The organism is Herpetosiphon sp. NSE202 (assembly GCF_042688385.1).
In the GTDB taxonomy this organism is placed as follows: Bacteria; Chloroflexota; Chloroflexia; order Chloroflexales; family Herpetosiphonaceae; genus Herpetosiphon.
The window spans coordinates 158,169-178,477 of sequence record NZ_JBHUPY010000015.1 but is presented as its reverse complement, the minus strand read 5'-3'; the positions used below and the strand labels follow the sequence as shown (position 1 = coordinate 178,477).

Annotated in this window: 16 protein-coding genes; 10 read left to right on the top strand and 6 right to left on the bottom strand. The window is 48.4% G+C overall.

Going from position 1 to position 20,309, the window contains the following annotated elements; genetic code table 11:
• Positions 1-13 precede the first annotated feature (13 nt).
• The 6 genes from ACFMKP_RS18725 (at position 14) to ACFMKP_RS18700 (ending at position 5,423) form a co-directional block, all read left to right on the top strand.
• Positions 14-1,414, top strand: a complete 1,401-nt coding sequence (locus ACFMKP_RS18725; RefSeq protein WP_382294004.1) for a PQQ-dependent sugar dehydrogenase — start codon at positions 14-16, stop codon at positions 1,412-1,414.
• Positions 1,414-1,824 carry a c-type cytochrome gene (locus tag ACFMKP_RS18720; protein WP_382294002.1) on the top strand — a complete coding sequence of 137 codons (411 nt, stop codon included), beginning with the start codon at positions 1,414-1,416 and terminating at the stop codon, positions 1,822-1,824. Before ACFMKP_RS18725 ends, ACFMKP_RS18720 begins: the two co-directional genes overlap by 1 nt.
• Before the next feature lie 30 nt (positions 1,825-1,854).
• A complete protein-coding gene (locus ACFMKP_RS18715) occupies positions 1,855-2,922 on the top strand; it encodes a glycosyltransferase family 4 protein (RefSeq protein WP_382294000.1) in 1,068 nt (355 codons plus the stop codon).
• 96 nt (positions 2,923-3,018) lie between these two features.
• Positions 3,019-3,723, top strand: a complete 705-nt coding sequence (locus ACFMKP_RS18710) for a hypothetical protein (protein WP_110513869.1) — start codon at positions 3,019-3,021, stop codon at positions 3,721-3,723.
• A gap of 110 nt (positions 3,724-3,833) precedes the next feature.
• Positions 3,834-4,874: a hypothetical protein gene (locus ACFMKP_RS18705; RefSeq protein ID WP_382293998.1), complete on the top strand. Its 1,041-nt coding sequence runs from the start codon at positions 3,834-3,836 to the stop codon at positions 4,872-4,874.
• An 18-nt stretch (positions 4,875-4,892) separates the two neighbouring features.
• The gene (locus ACFMKP_RS18700) at positions 4,893-5,423 is read left to right on the top strand and encodes a GNAT family N-acetyltransferase (RefSeq protein WP_382293996.1); all 531 of its coding nucleotides are present in this window, start codon (positions 4,893-4,895) and stop codon (positions 5,421-5,423) included.
• 110 nt (positions 5,424-5,533) lie between these two features.
• Here the strand turns inward: ACFMKP_RS18700 and ACFMKP_RS18695 are convergent, their stop codons facing one another.
• From ACFMKP_RS18695 to ACFMKP_RS18685, 3 genes are all read right to left on the bottom strand, one after another.
• A complete protein-coding gene (locus ACFMKP_RS18695; RefSeq protein ID WP_382293994.1) occupies positions 5,534-6,190 on the bottom strand; it encodes an MOSC domain-containing protein in 657 nt (218 codons plus the stop codon).
• Positions 6,191-6,199: 9 nt separating this feature from the next.
• Positions 6,200-7,984: an AMP-dependent synthetase/ligase gene (locus tag ACFMKP_RS18690; protein WP_382293992.1), complete on the bottom strand. Its 1,785-nt coding sequence runs from the start codon at positions 7,982-7,984 to the stop codon at positions 6,200-6,202.
• A 152-nt stretch (positions 7,985-8,136) separates the two neighbouring features.
• On the bottom strand, positions 8,137-8,337 hold the full coding sequence (locus ACFMKP_RS18685) for a hypothetical protein (protein WP_382293990.1): 201 nt from the start codon (positions 8,335-8,337) through the stop codon (positions 8,137-8,139).
• Between the two features lie 351 nt (positions 8,338-8,688).
• Here ACFMKP_RS18685 and ACFMKP_RS18680 point away from each other — a divergent pair, with 351 nt between their 5' ends.
• On the top strand, positions 8,689-9,204 hold the full coding sequence (locus ACFMKP_RS18680) for a hypothetical protein (RefSeq protein WP_382293988.1): 516 nt from the start codon (positions 8,689-8,691) through the stop codon (positions 9,202-9,204).
• A gap of 5 nt (positions 9,205-9,209) precedes the next feature.
• Positions 9,210-10,145, top strand: a complete 936-nt coding sequence (locus tag ACFMKP_RS18675; protein WP_382293987.1) for a wax synthase family protein — start codon at positions 9,210-9,212, stop codon at positions 10,143-10,145.
• Here the strand turns inward: ACFMKP_RS18675 and ACFMKP_RS18670 are convergent.
• A complete protein-coding gene (locus ACFMKP_RS18670) occupies positions 10,142-10,963 on the bottom strand; it encodes a laccase domain-containing protein (RefSeq protein ID WP_382293985.1) in 822 nt (273 codons plus the stop codon). The genes ACFMKP_RS18675 and ACFMKP_RS18670 overlap by 4 nt on opposite strands.
• 317 nt (positions 10,964-11,280) lie before the next feature.
• On the opposite strand from ACFMKP_RS18670, the gene ACFMKP_RS18665 reads away from it, so the two are divergent.
• A complete protein-coding gene (locus ACFMKP_RS18665) occupies positions 11,281-11,613 on the top strand; it encodes a hypothetical protein (protein ID WP_382293983.1) in 333 nt (110 codons plus the stop codon).
• 16 nt (positions 11,614-11,629) lie between these two features.
• Here the strand turns inward: ACFMKP_RS18665 and ACFMKP_RS18660 are convergent, their stop codons facing one another.
• Complete coding sequence (locus ACFMKP_RS18660; RefSeq protein ID WP_382293981.1) at positions 11,630-12,418, bottom strand: serine hydrolase; 789 nt, start codon at positions 12,416-12,418, stop codon at positions 11,630-11,632.
• Positions 12,419-12,519: 101 nt separating this feature from the next.
• On the opposite strand from ACFMKP_RS18660, the gene recF reads away from it, so the two are divergent.
• Positions 12,520-13,677: a DNA replication/repair protein RecF gene (gene recF, locus ACFMKP_RS18655; protein ID WP_382293979.1), complete on the top strand. Its 1,158-nt coding sequence runs from the start codon at positions 12,520-12,522 to the stop codon at positions 13,675-13,677.
• 132 nt (positions 13,678-13,809) lie between these two features.
• Here recF and ACFMKP_RS18650 read toward each other — a convergent pair whose 3' ends face one another.
• On the bottom strand, positions 13,810-20,298 hold the full coding sequence (locus ACFMKP_RS18650; RefSeq protein ID WP_382293977.1) for a sacsin N-terminal ATP-binding-like domain-containing protein: 6,489 nt from the start codon (positions 20,296-20,298) through the stop codon (positions 13,810-13,812).
• Positions 20,299-20,309: the final 11 nt, after the last annotated feature.

Below are 20,309 nucleotides of genomic sequence, written 5' to 3'. Positions count from 1 at the left end.
AGGATTGATGATAATGCTGCTCAATATTGCGAGCTTAGTGCTGCTAGCCCTCTGGGTTGGCGCGATTGTCGGTGGATTAGCGCTGCTGCGCCAAAAAGGTCGCTGGCGCTGGATCGGCCTCACCATCGCCGTGCAAGGCCTGATTTTGCTGGTTTTTCAAGGCTTGCTTAGCACCTATCCAATTGGCATTGGCGACCCATTAATTCGAGTGAAATTTTGGGATTTGCTGCGCCAAGCGGCGGTCGTGCTCGGTGCGCTAGCAATCGTCGCAGGCGCTTTATGGTGGCTAGCACGCCAGATTCGCTATAGCATCGATCAGCAATTGCGCCGCCGTGGTTTAGCGCTCTTTTTGCTCTTGGGTATGCCCTTAATCGCCGCTCCGGCGTTTTATACGATGTGGCAAACCAGCATTCCTGAGCGCGAACGCCAACGCGACCCCAAGCTGCGCGCAATCAATCTGCCCGAAGGCTTCGAGTGGAGCATCTACGCCAGCGGCACGATGGATAATCCGACCGCGATTGCCTTTGGCCCAGAAAATGAGCTGTATATTGCCGATATTGCTGGCGATCTCTGGATTGGCCGCGACCAAAACAACGATCAGCAAATCGATAGCTTAAGCAAATGGGCTGGCGATTTTGAGTTGTTGGTTGGCTTAGTTTGGCGCGATGGCGAGCTATATTGCGCTAGTTCGGGCAAAATCGAGGCCCTGCGCGATAGCGATGGCGATGGCGTGGCCGATAGCCGCCGAATTGTGGTTGATAATTTGCCCTCGATGGTGTTGCAGCCACACTCCAACAATGGCTTGGCGTTTGGCCCCGATGGCCGCTTATATTTTGGGGTTGGCAGCACAACCGATGGTAAATTCGAGGACAATGAATTAGCCGCCAGTATTTTATCGGTCAACCCCGATGGCACCGATTTGCGCCCGTATGCTCGTGGTTTGGGCAACGTCTTCGATGTGGCCTTCAACGCCGATGGAGCACTATTTGGTGGCGATAACGGCCCAAGCTCGGTTGAGGGCGACGATCCACCAGATGAATTTAATTATCTTGTCGAAGGCCAGCACTATGGCTACCCCTATTATTTTGGCGATCCGCCCAGCGATGGCGGCACGCGCGGCGCGTTGATTAGCTTTCCTGCTCACTCGGTACCAACTGGCGTAACCTTCTACAGCGGCAACCAATACCCGCAAATCTACAGCGATAGCGCCTTTTTGACGCTCTGGCAGACGGGCGAGGTTGTGCATATCGAGGTTGGCAAAACGAGCAACGGCGATTATTTAGCCAAATCAACAACCTTTGCCGATGGCATGCTCTACCCAATCGATGTGATTACCGGCCCTGATGGCAACATGTATATCGCCGATTTCGGCACGAGTGCGATCTACCGAATCACCTATAATGGAGCGCGTTAATGCGAACATTGTGCTATCTAGCGCTGGGCGTGGTGTTGCTCGGCTGTGGTGCTGCCAACGATAGCACCAGCGTCGGCAATGCAGAGCGTGGCAAACGCATTTTTCAAGGAGCCGAGGTGCTTACGCTCGATCAACTCGAAGCATGCATCGATTGTCATAGCGACGTTGCTGGCGAAGCAGGCCAGGGCATTGGCCAAAATCTCTCGAATATTGGCAATCGCGCCGCCCAACGCCCAGATGGCACCAGCGCCATCGATTATCTGCGGCTCTCGCTAACCGAGCCAGATAAAGAATTGGTTGGCGGTTTTCAAGAAGGCATTATGCCGCGCGATTATGCCCAAAAATTATCAACCCAAGATATTAACGATCTGATTGGTTATATGCTAACGCTGAAAAGTGGCATTGATTAAGCGCGTTGGCCTTGAATAGATGAAGGTGCTATGCAGCAATTGCGAATTGCATTCTTAGATTCGTGGTTACAAACGGTGGTTGATGGCAGTGGCACGGCGGCGGCAATCGGCGGTTTAGCGCGCACCTTGCAAGCCCGAGGTCACCTTGTCGATCGGATTGTGCCAGTCGGTAATTGGCCGCGCAACTTGACCATGCGCCGTTTATATTACAACTGGCAATTGCCCCGTCGCCTTGCCAACCACAGCTATGATTTAGTCGTTGGCTTCGATATTGATGGAGTGCGGGTTGCCCAGCGTTTAAATGTGCCCTATACCTGTAGCATCAAGGGCGTAATTGCCGAGGAGCAGCGCCATGAACAGGGCTTTATTCGTGGCTTGTTGTGGTCGCTCTCGCGCATCGAAATGCTCAATGCACGGCGTGCGCCCAAAGTCATTTCAACTAGCGAATATTGCCGCCAGATGATTCACGCCCATTATGGTGTGCCAACCAGCAAGGTTGGGATTGTTCCCGAAGGCATCGATTTGAGTTTGTGGCAGGAGCAAGCCCAGAGCAACCAGCGCGATCCATGGACAGTTTTGTGCGTTGCCCGCCAGTATCCACGTAAACATGTGATCGATTTGATTCGGGCCTTTGCCAGCGTCGTTGAGCATGTACCGCAAGCCCAACTGGTGATTATTGGCGATGGACCTGATCACGATTTGTTGCGCGGCGTAGTGCGCGCCTACAACCTCGAAACCTCGGTACGCATGCTTGGCGCGCTCGCCGACGATGCTGAAGTGCGAGCGTGGTATGGTCGGAGCAGCATTTTTTGCTTGCCCAGCGTCCAAGAAGGCTTTGGCATTGTCTTTCTAGAAGCGATGGCCAGCGGCTTGCCGATTGTTAGCACCAACGCTGCGGCGATTCCCGAAGTTGTGCCGCATGGTCAAGCAGGCACCTTGGTTGGGCCAAGCGATGTAGCGGCGATCGCCAAAGCAATTATCGAACTATTGCAAAACCCTGAGTTACAACAACGCTATCGTGATTATGGCTTGCAGCATGTTCAACAATATAGTTGGGAGCATGTGACCGACCGTTTTTTAGCTGAAGTTTTAGCCTAAGCGATTTACAATCTCCTACGAGCGTCAAATGTTGCGCCATGATTGACAGTGCTATAATGACCATGGACACAACAAGCCTCGCTGAAAGGAGCGAAGATGTTAACATATGAAGCAGTGGTTACGGTATTAATTAGCGAGGCGGAGCGAGCAGGGTTAGCGATTCAATTTTCGCAAGAACAGCTAGATCCGCACTCGTTGGCGCGGACGTTGAGCATCAGTTGCCAGCCGGCCAAGCAGCGCGACACCCAGATGGAACATGTTGTTGCGACCATTAGCTTTACTTGGGATGCAGCGCTAACCGCGATTTCGGTGATGGGCAGCGATGCAATCTGTGCCTTGTATCACGATACTGATGAGCCATGTTTGCACGCAATTGAAGGCTGTGCCTACAACGTTGATCTCGATTTTGATTTGAATTATGCAATTCCTCTGACCGAGGAACAGCGCTTTAATGTGGTCAATATTCCACAATTGACCCAAGCTATTCAAGCAGCAACCAAAGATAAAACCTTCGATTATCAACCGCTGGATATTGATGTGCAATTGCATTTTACTGGCGAATATATGGCCTTCGTTGGCACGGTAACTGGTCGTCAGTCGTGGCCATTTGGCGAAGCGCTACACGAAGAACACGAGTTACGCCAAGAAATTCGCGACCTGATGCAGAACGTCAGCAAAGTGCTCGATGCGCTACACAGCTTTCAAGCTCCAATGCCCGAGCTAGACGACGATGACGAGACTGAAGAAACCGAGCTAGCCAACCTGCAAGATCGCACCTATCTCCGCCCTCCAACCGCCTAGCATTTGAACCAATTTCCAACTCCTTTGGTTGTATTGCCAAAGGAGTTTTGTTTATGCTTCAATCCATCGTAGATAATGAGAGTACAGCAATAGCTTGAGTAGGAGAGACTATGCAAATTCTTAAACCACTGAAATCGCGTTGGCAAACCCTGTTAAGTTTTGGCATTTTGCTGGCCTTGCTGGTCAGTGCTGCTGGCTATTTCTATTGGGCCAATCGGCCATTTACCCTGGAGCAGCTTACGCCTGTGGACACGCTGACGCTCGTCCATACGATTAAATTACCAGAGAGTGGTAAAACAATGGCGTGGAATGCTCGTGGTGATTTGTTGGCCGTTGCCCATACAAGCCCATTGAGTTTAGCAAAAGGTATTGTTTCGATCTACTCACTTGATGGCATATGCTTACGCCAGCTGGAAATTAAATTTGATGATGTCGGTATTGTCGATAAGCTAGAATGGCATCCAACGAAGGATATTTTGGCGGTGTCGTATCGTGAAACATTTATTCTATGGTCAGCCGATGGCACAATCATCAAACGGATTGATAATGGCATGAATTCTACCTATCAAAACCTCCTTTGGAATCAAAATACTAATGAATTAGCTGTTGTTGAATATTATTCCTATACTAATAACTATTACAATCAAATTACACTTTTTAATGAAAAAGGGAAACTAATCAGAATATTACCTCAAAAATTCAAGCTTATTAATGCTATTGAATGGTCAAATAAATTTATTCTAATCATTAATGGTTACGATGCAGTGTATACTTTTAATATAACAACAGGGGAATTACAAAAATTAATTAATGATGTATATTATTCAATTGATATTGAAGCAAATCATAATTTAATTGTTGGAAATCTTAAAGCCGATGCAGAAAAGCTTACAATTTGGCAAAACAGCATTATCAAAACAGTCCCAATCTCAGGATTCAGTGGGTGTACCCAAGCAATTAGCCCCGATGGCAATTACACTGTTTTATATAAACCATCACTGTTTAGCATACTTAATCATCGCACCCAACAAATCGAACTCTATTCTACAATCGAAGTTGATCATTCTTCTACTGTCGAGTGGCATCCTTCGAAGCCACTATTGGCGGTGTTAACGTATGATGAGATTCAATTGTGGCAGCTTCCAGAGTAACCGAGCGAGGAATTAATAATGCAACCAACGTATACAATTCGGCGGCCAAGCCAAGCAGAATTAAGCTTGTTGCCAGCAATCGAGGTGGCAGCTGCTCAGCTGTTTGTGCCAACCCAGCACGCTTTTATTGCTGCATGGCCGCCAGCAAGCCTCGACGATTTACAAGCTTATTTTGCTTGGGATGGGGTTTGGGTTGCAGTCGATGCTCACGATACACCGGTTGGCTTTGCATTGGCCAAAATTGTCGATGCCGAAGTCTATCTCAGTGAGCTTGATGTGCATCCAAGCCATGGCCAACGTGGCTTAGGCCGCAGATTGATCGCGGCAGTCGCAGCGTGGGGCAAGGCCCATGGCTATCGCAGCATGAGCTTGCTCACCTTCAACGATATTGCTTGGAATGCTGAATTGTATGCGCGCTTGGGCTTTCGGGCGTTGGCTGAAGCTGAATGTAGTCCTGAATTAACGACAATTGCCCAAGGCCATATCGCCGCTGGTTTGCCAGCAAGCGCCCGCGTGGCCATGCGCGCCGAGCTTGAGCAACTGCTATAGAATTTAAAACCCCCTCACCCCAACCCCTCTCCCGCCCGCGGGCGAGGGGCTTTAATAACGGGTCTCCCCTCTCCCGCGTCCAGTGGGAGAGGGGCTGGGGGTGAGGGAATCTAGGCCAAACTGGGAATAATCATCTGAATAATTCGCTTCCAGCTAGCGGCAAGTTCGGGCATGGCCAACAACTCACGCCCAAAGGCTTCATCGCGATCGTGGTGCAGATGTTGGTTAACTTTATGCACAGTAATTTCAGGATGCGGACGCTCGATTAATTCCAATGAATCGCCAACTTGTACCTCGCCAGGCTGCAATACCCGCAGATAAAAGCCGCTGCGCAAGCTGGCGATTGTGCGTTGTTGCAAGCCATCAAGCCCAAGTTTGCGATCTTGTTTGGTGCACGGGTAGCGCGGCGCACAGACCTGCACCAGTGCGCTTCCAACCTTAAACACATCGCCAATACAAACATCGTGCTCAGTGGCATTGCTCAGCGTCCAGTTTTCGCCGATGCCGCTTGGCTGCAACATCGGGTGATCAGCTGCTAGCCCATATTCTGCTTGCCACAAGGGATAATGGCTGGCTGGCTGGCAACACACAGCTTTATCCGGCCCGCCATGGTTTTTGGTGTCGGCAACTGCATCGCCAACATGGCCCAAGCTTTCGAGGCGCACTGGCGTAGCAACAGCATGGCGGCCAATCGCCGACGACCAAGCGCCTTTTTCATCGTGGTAGGTTTGGGGCTGGCCGATGGCCAAGGTTTGAATCGTAATCACAACAATCCTCTAGCGTTTGTACAATTGCTCAAACGTTTTGGCAAAACGGTCGTAGATTTGGCGGCGACGAATTTTGAGCGTTGGCGTAAGTAAATCGTTTTCAATTGTAAAATCTTCGGCCAAAATTTCATAGGCCTTAATTTGCTCGAACGAAGGCAAGCTTGGGTTGATCGTTTGGACTTCGTGCTCAATCGCGGCCAGCAATTTGGGATGTTTATGTAAATTAGCATCAACCGGCACATGCTCGCGATTAGCCCAAGCGGTCACTGCTTCCAGATCGAGCGTGAAGAGCGCCACCAAATAGGGTCGGCGGTCGCCAAACACTGCACATTGCGAGATGTAGGGGCTATTTTTAAAGGCAGCTTCGACTGCTTGCGGCGCAATATTTTTGCCCGATGCAGTAATCAGCAAATCTTTTTTGCGATCAACGATGCTCAAAAAGCCATCAGCATCAATGGTGCCAATGTCGCCCGTGTGAAACCAGCCATTAATTAATGCTTCGTCGGTTTTTTTCTGATTATTGTAGTAGCCGCTCATTACCAAATTGCCGCGCACTAGCACCTCGCCATCGGCGGCAATTTTGAGTTCGTTGCCAGGAAACACCTTGCCAACCGTCCCAAGCCGATAATCGTCTGGGCGATTGGCGGTTACGGCGGCAGAGGTCTCGGTCAAGCCCCAGCCTTCAAGCAACAAGACCCCAGCGCCATTGAAAAATTCCAAAATTTCGATGTCGAGCGGCGCGCCGCCAGTAATCGCATAGCGAATATTACCGCCAAGCAAACTACGAACCTTCTTAAACACCAAGCGATCAGCCAAGCCATATTTTAGCTTGAAGCTGGCAGGCGCAGCAGCTTTTTGGGCTTTGTAGCCACTTTGTTGGCGCGCGATCTTGATGGCCCAAGCAAAAATCCGCTTGCGAATCGGGCTAGCTTCGGCGCGCGCTTGGGCGGTGCTAAAAATCTTTTCGTACATGCGGGGGACGCTGAAAAAGAAGGTTGGTTTGATTGCTTGCACATCGTCAAGCACTTGTTTAATCGATTCGATGATTGCCGTATTGAGACCGTTATCCACCCCGCACATATGCTGCAAGCGGCCAAAAATATGCGCTGCTGGCAAAAACAACACATCATCTTCGCCGACCTTCATGCCCATCGTAGTGCGAATGGCGTTTAACTCACCGAGCAAAGCGCGATGGGCTAACATTGCCCCCTTGGGATTGCCAGTCGTGCCCGAGGTATAAACGATCGTCGCCAGATCTTCAGGCTCAATCTGTTGGGCGCAGGTGGCAGCAAAAACCTCTTGGGCGGTTGAATCGTTGGTTGCCATGCGGCGCAAACTAGTGAGCGATAAAATCCAAGGGTCGTCGCTGGGCAAATCGCGGCCATCAAAAATAATTACTCGCTCGATATGCTCAAGTTGCGAGCGGACTGCTTGCAATTTATCGTATTGTTCGCGATTTTCAATCAGCAGGAATTTAAGTTCAGCATCTTGGGCAATAAAGGCCACGGTATCGGCCAGCAGTGAGGGATAAATTGAAACTGGCACAGCCCCAGAACAAACCAGCGCCCAATCCGATTCAAGCCAATCGACACTGGTGTTGGCCATAATCCCCACCCGATCGCCTTTTTGCAGCCCCAACGCTTGAAACCCAGCCATCAGTTGATAGACATGGCGTTGATGTTCGGCGTTGGTGCAAGTCAACCATTCGCCATTGCGCCTAGTTCGCCAGCGGTTGAGATGGGCAAAGGTTTGGGAACGCTCGCGAAACAACTCACCAAGGTTACGAAACGACATGGGCTACCTCCATAGACCTTTGCAGCAATTCAACGGCGAACGACAACGTCTGTGGTTAGCAAGGATATTGGGGCTATACAGCTGATGTTAAATCATTGCCAGCTGGCAACGGCCATTGACGATCGGTGGCTAGAACGCAGGATCAGCGTGTTTTACTGATCTTCTGGTGTTTGATCGAGATCATGGGCGAGTTCGGCGAGTAATTCTTTGGCGGCGCGTTCACTGACTTTGGTGCGCCCAACCTCGGCTTCAGGCGCGATGCCTTCCATCTCCAAAAAATCAACGATATGGCGTTGATGTTGTTGAAGCAAGGCTGGCGTTAATAATTCATCGAGGTGGACAAAAACCTGCATGAAGGCTCCCATAAATGCACTGTAGTGGAATCTAGGCGTATGATACAGTTTTTTAAGCTGCGCGGCAAGTAGTTTCAGCGAAGTCATTCGGTCAGATCAAGAAACTATCCAAGCAAATGGTTGGTTCAATTGAAGTCTAATAACAGTCCACGAAGAAATATTTGGGGGTGCAGGGGGATGAAAACCCCCTGCGTCTCCCGCCGGTGGCGGGACGAAAGGGTGGCGAAAAGATTCAAATCACTCTAAACATCCAAAACGAACCAGCATAATCATCTAAATCCGCTACCTGATAGCAACTCTTTGCTATACTTAGCAGTGCATGTCGATTGCCAATTAAGGGGATATTTGATCATGGCACATTCCGATGTTTACGATCCAGTTCATAACGAACTATGGGCTTTATCAGTGATGGCCAGCACGCTCGATAACGTGCGCTTGCGGGTTTTTGGCTTACAGCCTGATGTTCAACAAGAGCGACCTCAAGGTTTTGCTCGTTCATTAGCCCAAGTCCTTTCCAGCCTGCGCCGCGGCGAAGTCGAATTAATCGCTGTGGTTGAGCAAGCCCTGAAAACTGAAAACCCCACGTTGAATACGATTTTCAATCGCTATCCCAAGGCGTTTGTGCTCAACCCAGCCGAGGAGCTTGGCAGTTTTATGGATATTCGCGAAACCAGCTTGGGCTTGTTGCGTGGCCTGACCAGTGCCCAATGGGAACGCAAAGTCAACGATCCTGAGCGCGGCTTGGTTAGCTTAATCCAATTGGCGGTCGAACGCGCCAACCTCGACCTTGAAGAAATGGATTATATGGCCCAATTGCGTCACGCTATCGTTCAGCTTGAGCCACTGCAAGGCAACGACGCTCGATGAGGGTTGTGTGGTTAATTAGCCTTTTGATTAGCACTGGTTTGGCACTTTTGAGCCTGCCCCAGTATCTCCGAGATGCTCAGCAACGACGCTGGGCAGCTTGGTTTTTAGCCCTCTTGGCCATCGGCAATGGGCTTTGGCTCAGTCAGCCTTGGCCGCTTTGGGGCCGCATTATCGCAATCTGGGTTCCAACCTATCTGGCGTTTAAAGGTTGGCGCTTGCTCTACAGCCCACATTCGCAAACCAAGCAACTTGGCTTTTGGCGCAGCTTGGGATTTATTTTTTGGCTGGGCATGCAGCTTGAGCCATGGTTCTTGCCACGCCAGCCTGATCTCGCTTGGCGCAAAAATCTGGCCCATGGTGCATTGTGGTTGGGGTTTGGCGGAGTGATTGGGTTGGTTGCATGGTTTTGGCCAACGCCAACGGTTGGCTTATGGCTGTTATGGCGCTGTTGGCTGGCCTTGGTTGGTGTAGTCGTCAGCTTATTTTTTGGGGTTACGCGGGTCTATTTGGCTATTTGGCAGGCCTTTGGCTGGCAGATGCAGCCCTTATTTTTAGCGCCAATCTATGCGCGCTCGGTAAGCGAGTGGTGGGGCAAGCGCTGGAATATGGCAGTCCACGAGGTGTTGAGTGTGGTGGTTTGGCAGCCATTGAAGCCAATCATTGGCTCACGCTGGGCGGCAGCGATGGTTTTTATTGTTTCTGGCCTATTGCATGAATTGCTGCTGAGCTATCCGGCGGCTGGTGGTTGGGGCTGGCCAACTGGCTATTTTGTGGTTCAAATTGCGGCTACCAGTTTGGAGCGCCAGCGCAGGTTGCGGGCTTGGTTGCGGCGTTCAAGCTATCGTCAAATTATTTGGACCCTGAGTTGGACGATTATTCCGGCCCCGTTATTATTTCGGCCAGAATTAGTTTTGGGCTTGTTTGCAGCCTATTTGCCCTAACGCAAAGCGACTAAAGCTCCAAAGCGCCCAGCCACGCCAGCATAATGGCCAAAAAAAGCCGTATCGGGGCAGGCAGTGCAACGATCAATTGAGTGAATATTGGCACTTTGCACGCCCTCTTGCTCAAGCAAAAAGCCAATCATGCGCGGCAAATCGAAGAAATATTGCTCATCGCGGATGATAATGCCCGGGGCGTTGGGGCCGTGCTGTTGAAAAAAGGCAGGCGAAACAACTTGAGCCCAAGTGAGCGACTGAGCCAAAGCATAGCAGCAAGGGCCAACAGTAGGGCCGATGCCTACAATTAAATCGCTTGGCTGACAAGCCACCAAATGGCACAACGCCTCAATCGTGTGGGCTAAAATGTTGTTGACTGTGCCCACCAAACCCATGTTGACGAGCGCCACCGCTTTGCCTTGGCGCGTGGTAATAATCACCGGCGCTGCATCGCCAACCACCATAAACAAGGCCAAATTGCGTGTGGTCGTAATCAGGCTATCAACCCCTTGTTGATTGGGAATTCCCTGCGCATTGATAAAACTAAGGTCACGCGGCGAGGCATCGGCCAACAAACCACGCACCGAGATACGATGCGGCGTGCTATCGATCGCCATGCAATCGGGATCGCTAACTAAGCCAACCCGTGAGCTATGGGTTAGCGCAAAGTGAGCCACGCGGCTGGCATCAATCCCAGCAACTCGCGCAAACGTCCGCCGCGCTGCGCCAACTTCTGCTGGTGGGCCATAACGAGTCGCCAGATTGCCACAGGTTCGGGTTGAAAAACCATGCTGTAAAAACGGCAGCCCAACTAAACCGGGCACACGAACAATCGGTGGGGAAACTTCAGGATCAAGCGATGATGCAACAGACGGCGCATTCAGCATGGAATAGTCCCTGCGCAGGTATACAATTCTGATTAGTATACCGTATTGCTAAAATCAATGTAAAGAGCGTCAATCAAACCCTACCAGCAAAAAAAATTCATCCTCGACGTTTGCTGATCATGAAGCATCCAATAGCTAGCTAGCTGCGACATTTTTAATCTTTAGCACGTACATAACGATACTGGTATTGTTAGTACTTTTTGATTACGGAGGTAGGTATGCAGAACCTAGGTAGTGACATCATGAGTTCGAGTATGCTTTGGATGATTGGCAGTTTCGTGTTTGCTTTTGTCTTAATTATTATCCTCCCACGGGCATTTGGCCCAAATAAAAAATTATTACAACAAGGGTTGCCTGGCCAAGCAAGGATTATTAATGTCTATCAAACTGGTCTGCGAATCAATCGCAATCCTCAAATTGGCTTAGTCTTGGAAATCAATGGCCCTTTAGGCCAATATCAGACCGAAACCAAGGCCGTTATTCCGATGATTTCAATTCCTCAGTTTCAACCTGGCGCAGTCTTGCCAATCAAAATCGATCCCAACAATCGCAATAATATTGCGCTTGATATTTACGGCCCGCAATAGGCCAAGCGCCACGCGGTCAGCTATCTATCATACCTGCCTCACCCGTGGGGTGGAGCAGGTTTTTATTGTGCCATAGCTCGCTGGTAAGTTCGCGAATCTGCTGCCGAGCTAGGCTTGGGTCGGGGACGGCTGCGGCCATAATCACCAAACTATCCCATGTGTCAGCGCTATAGATCAAGGCTGCATCGTGTTCAACATCGTCAAGCTCCCCCGATTTGTGGGCACATACGACAGTTGGTGGTAGGCCTGCTACTATTTTATCGTCACTTGCTGAGTTAACGAGGCTCTTTACGAGGGTACTAGCCATTAATCCCCCTTTGCCCACCGTAGTGGTCATGGTATGCAACAGCCGAGTTACCTCTTGGGCACTAGTATAGTTGTCAAAACCATGTTGACGAGCTTGAAAATCGAGCATCACGCGGCCCCAGCTCGTTGCCTGATAGCCATGTTGCTGCAACCACATGTTTGCAGCATTAATCCCACCAAGCTGCGCCAAAATGAGATTGGTGGCGTTATTTTCTGATTGATTGAGCATGCGCTGGATGAGCTGATCGCTGGCAAGCATTATGCCAAGATCATGGGCCAGCGACCCATCCCAATCAACAATCATTGGCTCACTAATCAATACGTTGCAAACAGGCTGATTGGTTGTATACCATTGCCACGCCAAGAATAGTTTAATCAAACTAGCAGCAGGAAGCTGGTGCGTTGCTTGATAGTGATAATACACCGCGCCATTACTGCTGCGAAAATCAACCGACCAATGCCCAGCAAAGCCAGTAATTAACCGATTAATTGAATCCATTGCGCATCCTTGCCCACAAAGCCCATATTTGACTTTTTATTAATCAGGTTTGGGTTTAAAATAGCTCTATTGTTTGCATTTTAGCGTTTGAGTGACCGTGTATGTATGTTTCACGCCTGCAGCTTCAAGACTTTCGAATTTATCGTAGCCTCATTTTAGCCTTACCACCTGGTGTATGCTTGTTTTATGGGGCCAATGCAGCGGGCAAAACCACAATTCTCGAAGCATTATACTATTTGGCCACAACTCGCTCACTTCGCGCCTCTGCCGAACGCGAATTGATTGCGCTTGAAGCAACCGGCGACCTTGGTTTAGCGCCATTCGCTCGTTTGGCAGCCAGCTTGCAACCCCAACCAGAGGCCGAAATGCAAACAATTGAGATTGTGCTGCAACGCAAATTTGGCGCAGATGGCGATTTATTGCCAACCACCAGCAAAACGATTCGTATCAATAAAATTGCCCGTCGCGCACTCGATTTAATCGGTCAATTACGGGTGGTGATGTTCGCGCCCCAAGATTTGGAGCTGGTCACTGGTGCACCTGCTGAACGCCGGCGCTACCTTGATGTCACGCTTTCGCAGATTGATGGCCGCTATGTGCGCGCACTTTCGCGCTACAACCAAGTGTTGACCCAGCGCAATGGCTTGTTGCGTTCCAGCCGCGAGCGGGGCCGCGCCGCCAGCGAACAAGATTTGACATTTTGGGATGAGGAGCTGGCCAAAGCAGGCGTGTATGTGTTACGCGAACGCCGCCGCGCCGTTACCGATCTGGATAATCTGGCGCAACGCTTGTATGCAGACATTAGCGGCAGCGATTTGGCCTTGCGCTTGACCTATTTGGATACCACGCCAGCCCACGATTTACCAAGTTTTCTGGCAGCGTTGAAGGAATTACGCCGCGAGGAGCGTGAGCGCGGCGTGACCTTGATCGGCCCGCATCGGGATGATCTCTCGATTCAATTGGCCGAGCGCGAAGTTGGCAGTTTTGGCTCGCGTGGTCAGCAACGGGCCTCAACTTTGGCCTTACGCCTAGCCGAAGCCGAGTTGATGCATGCCCGAACTGGCGATCGGCCAGTATTGCTGCTTGATGATTTGCTCTCGGAGCTTGATCAAAAACGGCGCGAGCATTTATTGACCACGATTGTGCGACCTCAGCAACAAATTTTAATCACAGCAACCGATCTTGATGATTTTTCGCCTAGCTTTTTGAGCCAAATTACCCGCATGAATGTCGATCAAGGCCAAATTTTTCCTGCATGAGTAGGTTTTTAAACCACGCAGGCCAAGAAGAATAGAAAATTTAGCTACTCTTCTTATCGCATTGGTTACTCATTAACAGCGCCCAAAAACCCCTGCATGCTGCGAGCACTGATGACAGCAATAATTATTTAACTAGCCAGCACTGCTTGCAAGCAGATTTTGAATATCGCGCTGAACTTTTGTTTGTAGACCCAAACGATCTTGATTCAGGAGTTGACCCAATGCAGAAGTATAGCCGTGAAGCTGCGTTAGGAAAAGCTCTTCACGCTGTAATTGACTAGCCCGATGTTGTTCCCATCCCTGATGGAGTTGCTTTTTTTGCGCTGCTGATAATGCTGCTTTCCATGGTTGATTATTAGCTAACTCCCAAATTCTATGGACACTATGACAACGAGCCAAGCTATCAGCAATGTCATTATGCAAATAATCCACAGATTGACAAAGATTCCAAGCTTTTAACCCAATAAGTAAGGTATCAATTGACCCTACATCAGCTCGCTTTAGATAATTAACAAGATCAGCAAGGTGTGATTCTGGCAACGGCAATTTAATTGTTTGCGCCAGCGACAGTGCCAATACCATTCGATCATACGAATCAGTAAGTTGCGCAGCTAGCTGCTTAGCTTGAAGTTGGACTGTTCGATCAAATGCTTTTTGGTCTTCGCGCGCAAGACTATCCCGAGCTGGCTCAAATACCTGCACATAAGCGAATAATGCCATTACTGCTTGAATTGGCGTTGAATGCTGAAGCCAATAATCGATAGTATGTCGTTGTAATTCTGCCTGAAGCATAATATGAAGTTCTTCTCGGAGCTTAATCAAATTTGGTGCTTGCTCAATCGCCTGCATAATGGTATCTACCGTTTTATGCTCGTTAATCCTACGCCACGCTTGAGCTTCACTGACCAAGGTTTCAATTGATTGGCCATGGCTACGATCAAAATCTGCCCAGCACTGAGCCAATTCGGCAGCTCGTTCATACTGATCATTGCGACGGAGGATTTGCAATTCTTTGTTCAGTAACGGACGGATACTCAGCCGCCAAACTTCCTGATTCGCTGTTTCAAACCAACCACGTAACGTAGAATTATTTAATAGATCAATCGTTTCATCAGCAATATAGTGCTGTAGTTCTTCAAGCAAAGACTGTTCTGCAATTTGGTTGTAAGGATCAGCATTCAACAAACTGATCAGATCTTGAAGTTGATCATCAACCGCTACAACCTGTTTTAATTGCTGCGATTCTAGTGCTAATAAACGTTGGCGCAACTCGTGTAACATTCGCAATAGCGGATCAAGCCCAATAAGCAGCTGTTGATCATCACTAGCAATTAATTTCTGGCTAAGGTTAAGCCATTTTTGTGAAACATCGTTATGTGAAGCAAGTAAAGATTTTGGGTCAAGCCGCCAAAAACCATTGGCATCAGATACAAACCAAGGTTGTTTATGCAACGTTTGTTCAACGGTTGAGGCTGCAACCATCCGTTCAGCACCAATCATTGCTTTTAAGTCGGTCTCATGCAACCAACCATCGGGAGAAACCAATAATAAATCACAGAGGGTTTCCTCAATTGATTTCTTACCAACTGCTTCTAGCCAAAGTGCGATTTGATCTTCATGGCGTTTTTCAGCACGATAAATTGCTTCATTAGTTTCACAATGAACCATAACCTCATCAATAATTTCATAAGAAACCACCCCCTGCTCACTAATTGCAATTCGTACTTCAGGCACGCTATGCGGCACTTGATTGTAATAAAGTCGGTAGCTATCGCCATGAATTAATTCAAGATAGACAATCCCACCTGCTGGAATTTGTTGTTCGGCAAAAAATCCACTTAATTCAGCTTGATTATAGGCAATTGGCATATCACGTTGCCAAGCGAAATACAGATCAAAGTGCTGATCAAAGTCTGTTGTACAATGCACAAATGCTGGTTTATGCAGAAAAAGCTCGCGGGCCTTGGCTGATAAACGTAAAAAGCCTTGTGAGACTTCGCTAAACGACAAGGTAAATTGAGCTACATTGGCCAATTGTGGCTCGGCTGGTTTGGTTGAAACACGTTTGGTTGGCAATTGAGGCCTGGCGGGGGAAACTGAAGTATCGAGATCAAGCCCTTGTTGCTCTATAAAGGTGCGAACTCGATCTTTCAAGCCATCGATATCGGTCTGAATTGCAGGGCTACTTAATTTATTCCGGCCAATAAACGGCGGAATAACCTTGTTGGATTGATTAATCGCAGGTAATGGTATGGGTATTTTCAGTGGACTAACAGGCGTAGTCTCATTTTTCGGCTGGATTAGGTTATTTTTAGTGCCATTGGATAGCGAACCAGTACTACGTTGGGCTTTTTTGCTTAGCGTTTCATGCTCAAGCCCTAATCCTGTTAATGCCGATGAGGCGTTAAATACAGCACTCGCTTTAGCATTTGGCTCAGTGAGTACATCCTTAGAACGAGAATCTGCAAACGGCTCAGGTTTCTGCGGTTCTGGCATGGGATAACTCGTGCTGGGCAGTAGGGCCTCATGAGAGTTGGCTGAAAGCTCTGGATATTGCTCGCCAAGCTGAAATTCTTCAATATTTGTCTCAGGTAATTCAAAATGAATTTCTGGTGGTAATGGTTTTACATTATTCTCATCAAGAATCTGGACCCAATTCTGAGGATCGGCGAGCAACTCTTTCAATAACACGAGTAAGACTGGAATCTGCAATACTTGGAGCAGTGCTTGAGCTAAGGCCTTGGTCTTTTGCTGCTGATCTAAACCTTGTTCAAGATAGATATAAGCGGTTTGGGCATCGCGTTTATAGAGTGAAGGCTCAGTGATTTTTTTACTAACATAGGTTTGTTCGGCCAGCTTAACGGTATAAACGACCTGAATTGAAGGTTCAAGATAAGCTTTAATTACTTGAAGTTCGGCAATTTTTGCTTCTACTTGGGCAAGTAAACCATAATGATGAAATAAGCGCGTCAGAGCATAGTTGAGCCGACTGATTTCTGGTAAAAATGGGTATGGATGCGTATGTTTTGGCTGGAGTTGAAACTCAACTTGGCGAACTTGCTCAATTGCTTGAACCCCTAGCTTACGCAGCAACTCTTCGCCATCGGGAGTGTAACTAGCTATCGGTAAGTTTGGGAAGAGTTGCATAAACCGTTCAGTTGGCTGAAAAATAGCATAATTTGGCAAGCAAAGTAAGGGAACTGTATCACCTGTTTTGCTTAGAATGCAGGGTAGCTGCTTGAGTGGTTCCAGTAAAGCTGGTTCTGCATTCCGAAGCCGTTCATAGGCATTCATCAATAAGCGTTGTTCTTCTTGGGGAACTTCACGCATACGAAAAGCTGTGCTAATTTGCTCAATCAACTCGATATAATCGTGATCGCTTGGGGTAGAATTAGCACCTAAGCGACGCAGCAATTGTTGGCTATTGCCACTGGTGAGATAGCCACGATATGCCCCAAAATCGGCTTGATAGTTACCTAAAAGGATATGACTAGCTTTGCGATAGATTCTTTTTTGCTCATCCCAGATAATAGGTTTATGGTGCAGAGGTTTAAGTTCTTCATCAGTAGCGTTAATTAGATACGCATATAATTGGTCTGCGGCTGGTTTATTCGCATCCTTTAAGGCCAGCAATTGCTTTACAACTAAGGCACGGCTAGGAGATGGGTGCAAACCAAGTGCTTCGGCAATGTCTTTGCGGGGGCGAATAGCTTGGTTGAAACCCAAAATATGGGCTACTTGATCGACCAATGCTTTTTGGGTAATGTCATACAGATCTTTGGGTTTATACCAATGCTCTTGGTCATCCAAAGCTGGGAGCCAAGCACGTTCAGCAAGTCGTTTGGATAAGGTTGTTGTCTGATAAAAATGCCAATACTCTTCTAAGTAGCGAAAAATTTTTTCAATTGCATCCCGTTGATGCCGTGGCAGCATCCCACCAGTTGTCAGCCGTTGAACTTCATCGAAAACTACATTGGCTGGGGCAACTCGATGAACTCCAAGCACCATGAATAATGGTTCCCATACCCAATGGGTTTCTGCATTGAGCGGGGCTGCATACATTTGGTGCGGTACATGAAAATAATCAGGAAAAACACTCCGCAAACGGGTTCGTGGAAAGCAAAGCTCACGCGGTTTATACAACCTTTCATCATCGCCATAAATGAGGGCGGTCTGCTGAATTGCCTCAAGCAGCCCTGGATTACTACGGATTAATTCGATCTCTGTGCGGAGAAACTTTAAAGCCAAACCTTGCTCTGACTGCTGCAATGTTGCATATTGTGGTAGCAAATGATGCGTAATAAAACGGGCTGTATCAAGCCGTTTCAGCTCTAAGGTATCGGCAAAAAACGGATCTAAGCCAGCACTAGTTGGGATATCAAGCACAGCATCGATTTTAATAAATTCGGGCCAGCTATTGTTACTTGCTGGCAATGAAACATGTTCGGCAAAATGGAACGATTGATCGTGGGCCAGCCAGAGCGGTAATCGATGACGTAATAATTCTATATTTTTAGGCTGAAATTCTTCGCGGTGGCGTGATAAATAACGATATAACCTGAGAGCTTTTTCACGGCTATTAATAAGTGGATGCGCGTCGGCTAATGCTGATTCGACCCGAATAACTTTTTCGAGGCGTTTGAGCACTAGCTCATAATCAAACACTCCAACCCCAAAATCCTCATACAACCCACGATACGGCTTCTCTTCCCACGTTGCGCGGGCTACTAATGGGGCATCGGGGTCATCGGCAAACAAATCATAAATAATTGGCTCATCATGCGGCATGCGTAGGGTATTGGCTAAACAAAGCCAATCTGTTCGATTAAGACAAAGGTGTAAACCTTGAGTATCATGTTGGGAAACGTGTTCGCGGGTTTCGCGAATTGTTTTATAGAGGGTATAAAGTTTCTGGCGGGTATTGAGCCATGGTGGGGCTTCACTGAGCGGCATACTCTTATTAAGTTGCGTGCGCAGAATTCTCCATACATGAGCTAACTCAAAATCGGCAAGCGCGGCCTTTAAACGTGGATATGTATCGGCTGGAACATCCCAAAAGTGCAAACCACTCGCATGGAGATTTTGCCGAATTACGGCTTGGTTTGTCCATACGCAAGCGTTAGCTGGCCACATCTGATCAAACTGATCAATAAAGAGGGGCGTTGATTCAATTTCAGCCTGATCGGGGCGAGCAAAATCCTTCTCCAGCATCGTATAAATTGTCGCTAATTGAGCACGATTTTGGAGATAGGCTGGTCCAGCCGCTAATTTCGACCCCGCCGCAATTTCGATGCTAACACGTTTAAGAAAATCGCGCAGGGTGTATTCGGGCACATTCGCCCGTAGAATTAATCCCCACGCCGCCGATTGGAGTTCAGCATCCATCAAACGTAGGTCAACTTGCTTGGCGATAGAGTGCAGTTCTTTTTGGGCCCAGCGCACCTTAGCTGCAATCTGCCATTTGTCATTAGCATAAAAAATTGGTAGTTTGGCAGCTGCATCAAAGAAACAATTGATAATTGGCTTAACCAGATTACTGGCTGCTTTATTAATTGGTAAGCGTTGATAGAGTTTAAGCGGCACATCGGCAAAATGCTGAAGCAGTGAAGGTAAGGCGGCAGCAAGACATTCACCTAAACCTTTAAAGACCGAGTTATTCCAATCGCGATGATTGGCATGATCTTGATCAATATGTTTGCGGTCAGTTGAAGGATAAAAGTCGCCATTGATTTGAAATGGCAAGTCAGTTTCAATTTCGGTGGGCAAATAATTGTACAGCCGACCTGGAATTAGATCCCTCCAAATCACATCAGGCACATGTTGGTCGGGGATGACAATTTGCACCTGCGCATCTTTGGCTGGCGAGCCATCAGGACGACGGGGCGCAGCGACTCGCACTTGGCCGTGATAGCGTAACCAGCGATGTTGCTCAACTGCATCATGGTGCTGACGGGTAATGATAAGCTCATCGGGATCATTCGGCGTGGCGGCGGCAATAATCTGCCGCTCAACAATACAGATCGGCTGATTATTACGATACATTGAAATTTTGCTTAACCGCCGCAAGAAAAATAATAGCCGATAAGCCTCATCAGCAAGGGCAGTCTGAATTTCTTGGAGCGCCAGCTCAGTAACTGCGGGCATTCCCAAGCGATCGCTTGTGCTTGTAGGATGACGACGATAGGGCAAATCGAACTCGGTAACATCAACGACCTGACTTGGACGCTCCAACACGTGACCATGTTCAGGTACGAAACAAAGTTCTTGACCACTTGAACGCAAAATAGGTGTATCGGTTAATTGATAGACCGATACAAATCCAACCCCAAACATCCCAATGGTATTCCGCTGCTCCGAACGCTTGCCACCACGGGCAATATTTTTAATATTATCAAAATCAATCGGACGAAAAGTCGTATTGTTGCGAATGACAAGCGACTGATCATTGAAGTGAAATTCGAGCCAGCGTTGGCCATCGCCAGGCACATCATCGGCATTTTGGGCCATTTCACGCACAATGGTAATCCCACCAGAATAGCCGTGGAGCAGAGCACTAATGATGCCTAAGGTATCCGCCCGATAAGCATTGGTCGTCCATTGGTCAAAGAGTTCGCTTGCCATAGGTGTTCTCT

What these genes read in the sequence shown, in the direction of transcription:
- ACFMKP_RS18725 (WP_382294004.1), top strand. Translation starts at nt 14, where the DNA reads ATGCTGCTCAATATTGCGAGCTTAGTGCTGCTAGCCCTCTGGGTTGGC.
- ACFMKP_RS18720 (WP_382294002.1), top strand. Translation starts at nt 1,414, where the DNA reads ATGCGAACATTGTGCTATCTAGCGCTGGGCGTGGTGTTGCTCGGCTGT.
- ACFMKP_RS18715 (WP_382294000.1), top strand. Translation starts at nt 1,855, where the DNA reads ATGCAGCAATTGCGAATTGCATTCTTAGATTCGTGGTTACAAACGGTG.
- ACFMKP_RS18710 (WP_110513869.1), top strand. Translation starts at nt 3,019, where the DNA reads ATGTTAACATATGAAGCAGTGGTTACGGTATTAATTAGCGAGGCGGAG.
- ACFMKP_RS18705 (WP_382293998.1), top strand. Translation starts at nt 3,834, where the DNA reads ATGCAAATTCTTAAACCACTGAAATCGCGTTGGCAAACCCTGTTAAGT.
- ACFMKP_RS18700 (WP_382293996.1), top strand. Translation starts at nt 4,893, where the DNA reads ATGCAACCAACGTATACAATTCGGCGGCCAAGCCAAGCAGAATTAAGC.
- ACFMKP_RS18690 (WP_382293992.1), bottom strand. Translation starts at nt 7,984, where the DNA reads ATGTCGTTTCGTAACCTTGGTGAGTTGTTTCGCGAGCGTTCCCAAACC.
- ACFMKP_RS18685 (WP_382293990.1), bottom strand. Translation starts at nt 8,337, where the DNA reads ATGCAGGTTTTTGTCCACCTCGATGAATTATTAACGCCAGCCTTGCTT.
- ACFMKP_RS18680 (WP_382293988.1), top strand. Translation starts at nt 8,689, where the DNA reads ATGGCACATTCCGATGTTTACGATCCAGTTCATAACGAACTATGGGCT.
- ACFMKP_RS18665 (WP_382293983.1), top strand. Translation starts at nt 11,281, where the DNA reads ATGCTTTGGATGATTGGCAGTTTCGTGTTTGCTTTTGTCTTAATTATT.
- ACFMKP_RS18660 (WP_382293981.1), bottom strand. Translation starts at nt 12,418, where the DNA reads ATGGATTCAATTAATCGGTTAATTACTGGCTTTGCTGGGCATTGGTCG.
- recF (WP_382293979.1), top strand. Translation starts at nt 12,520, where the DNA reads ATGTATGTTTCACGCCTGCAGCTTCAAGACTTTCGAATTTATCGTAGC.
- ACFMKP_RS18650 (WP_382293977.1), bottom strand. Translation starts at nt 20,298, where the DNA reads ATGGCAAGCGAACTCTTTGACCAATGGACGACCAATGCTTATCGGGCG.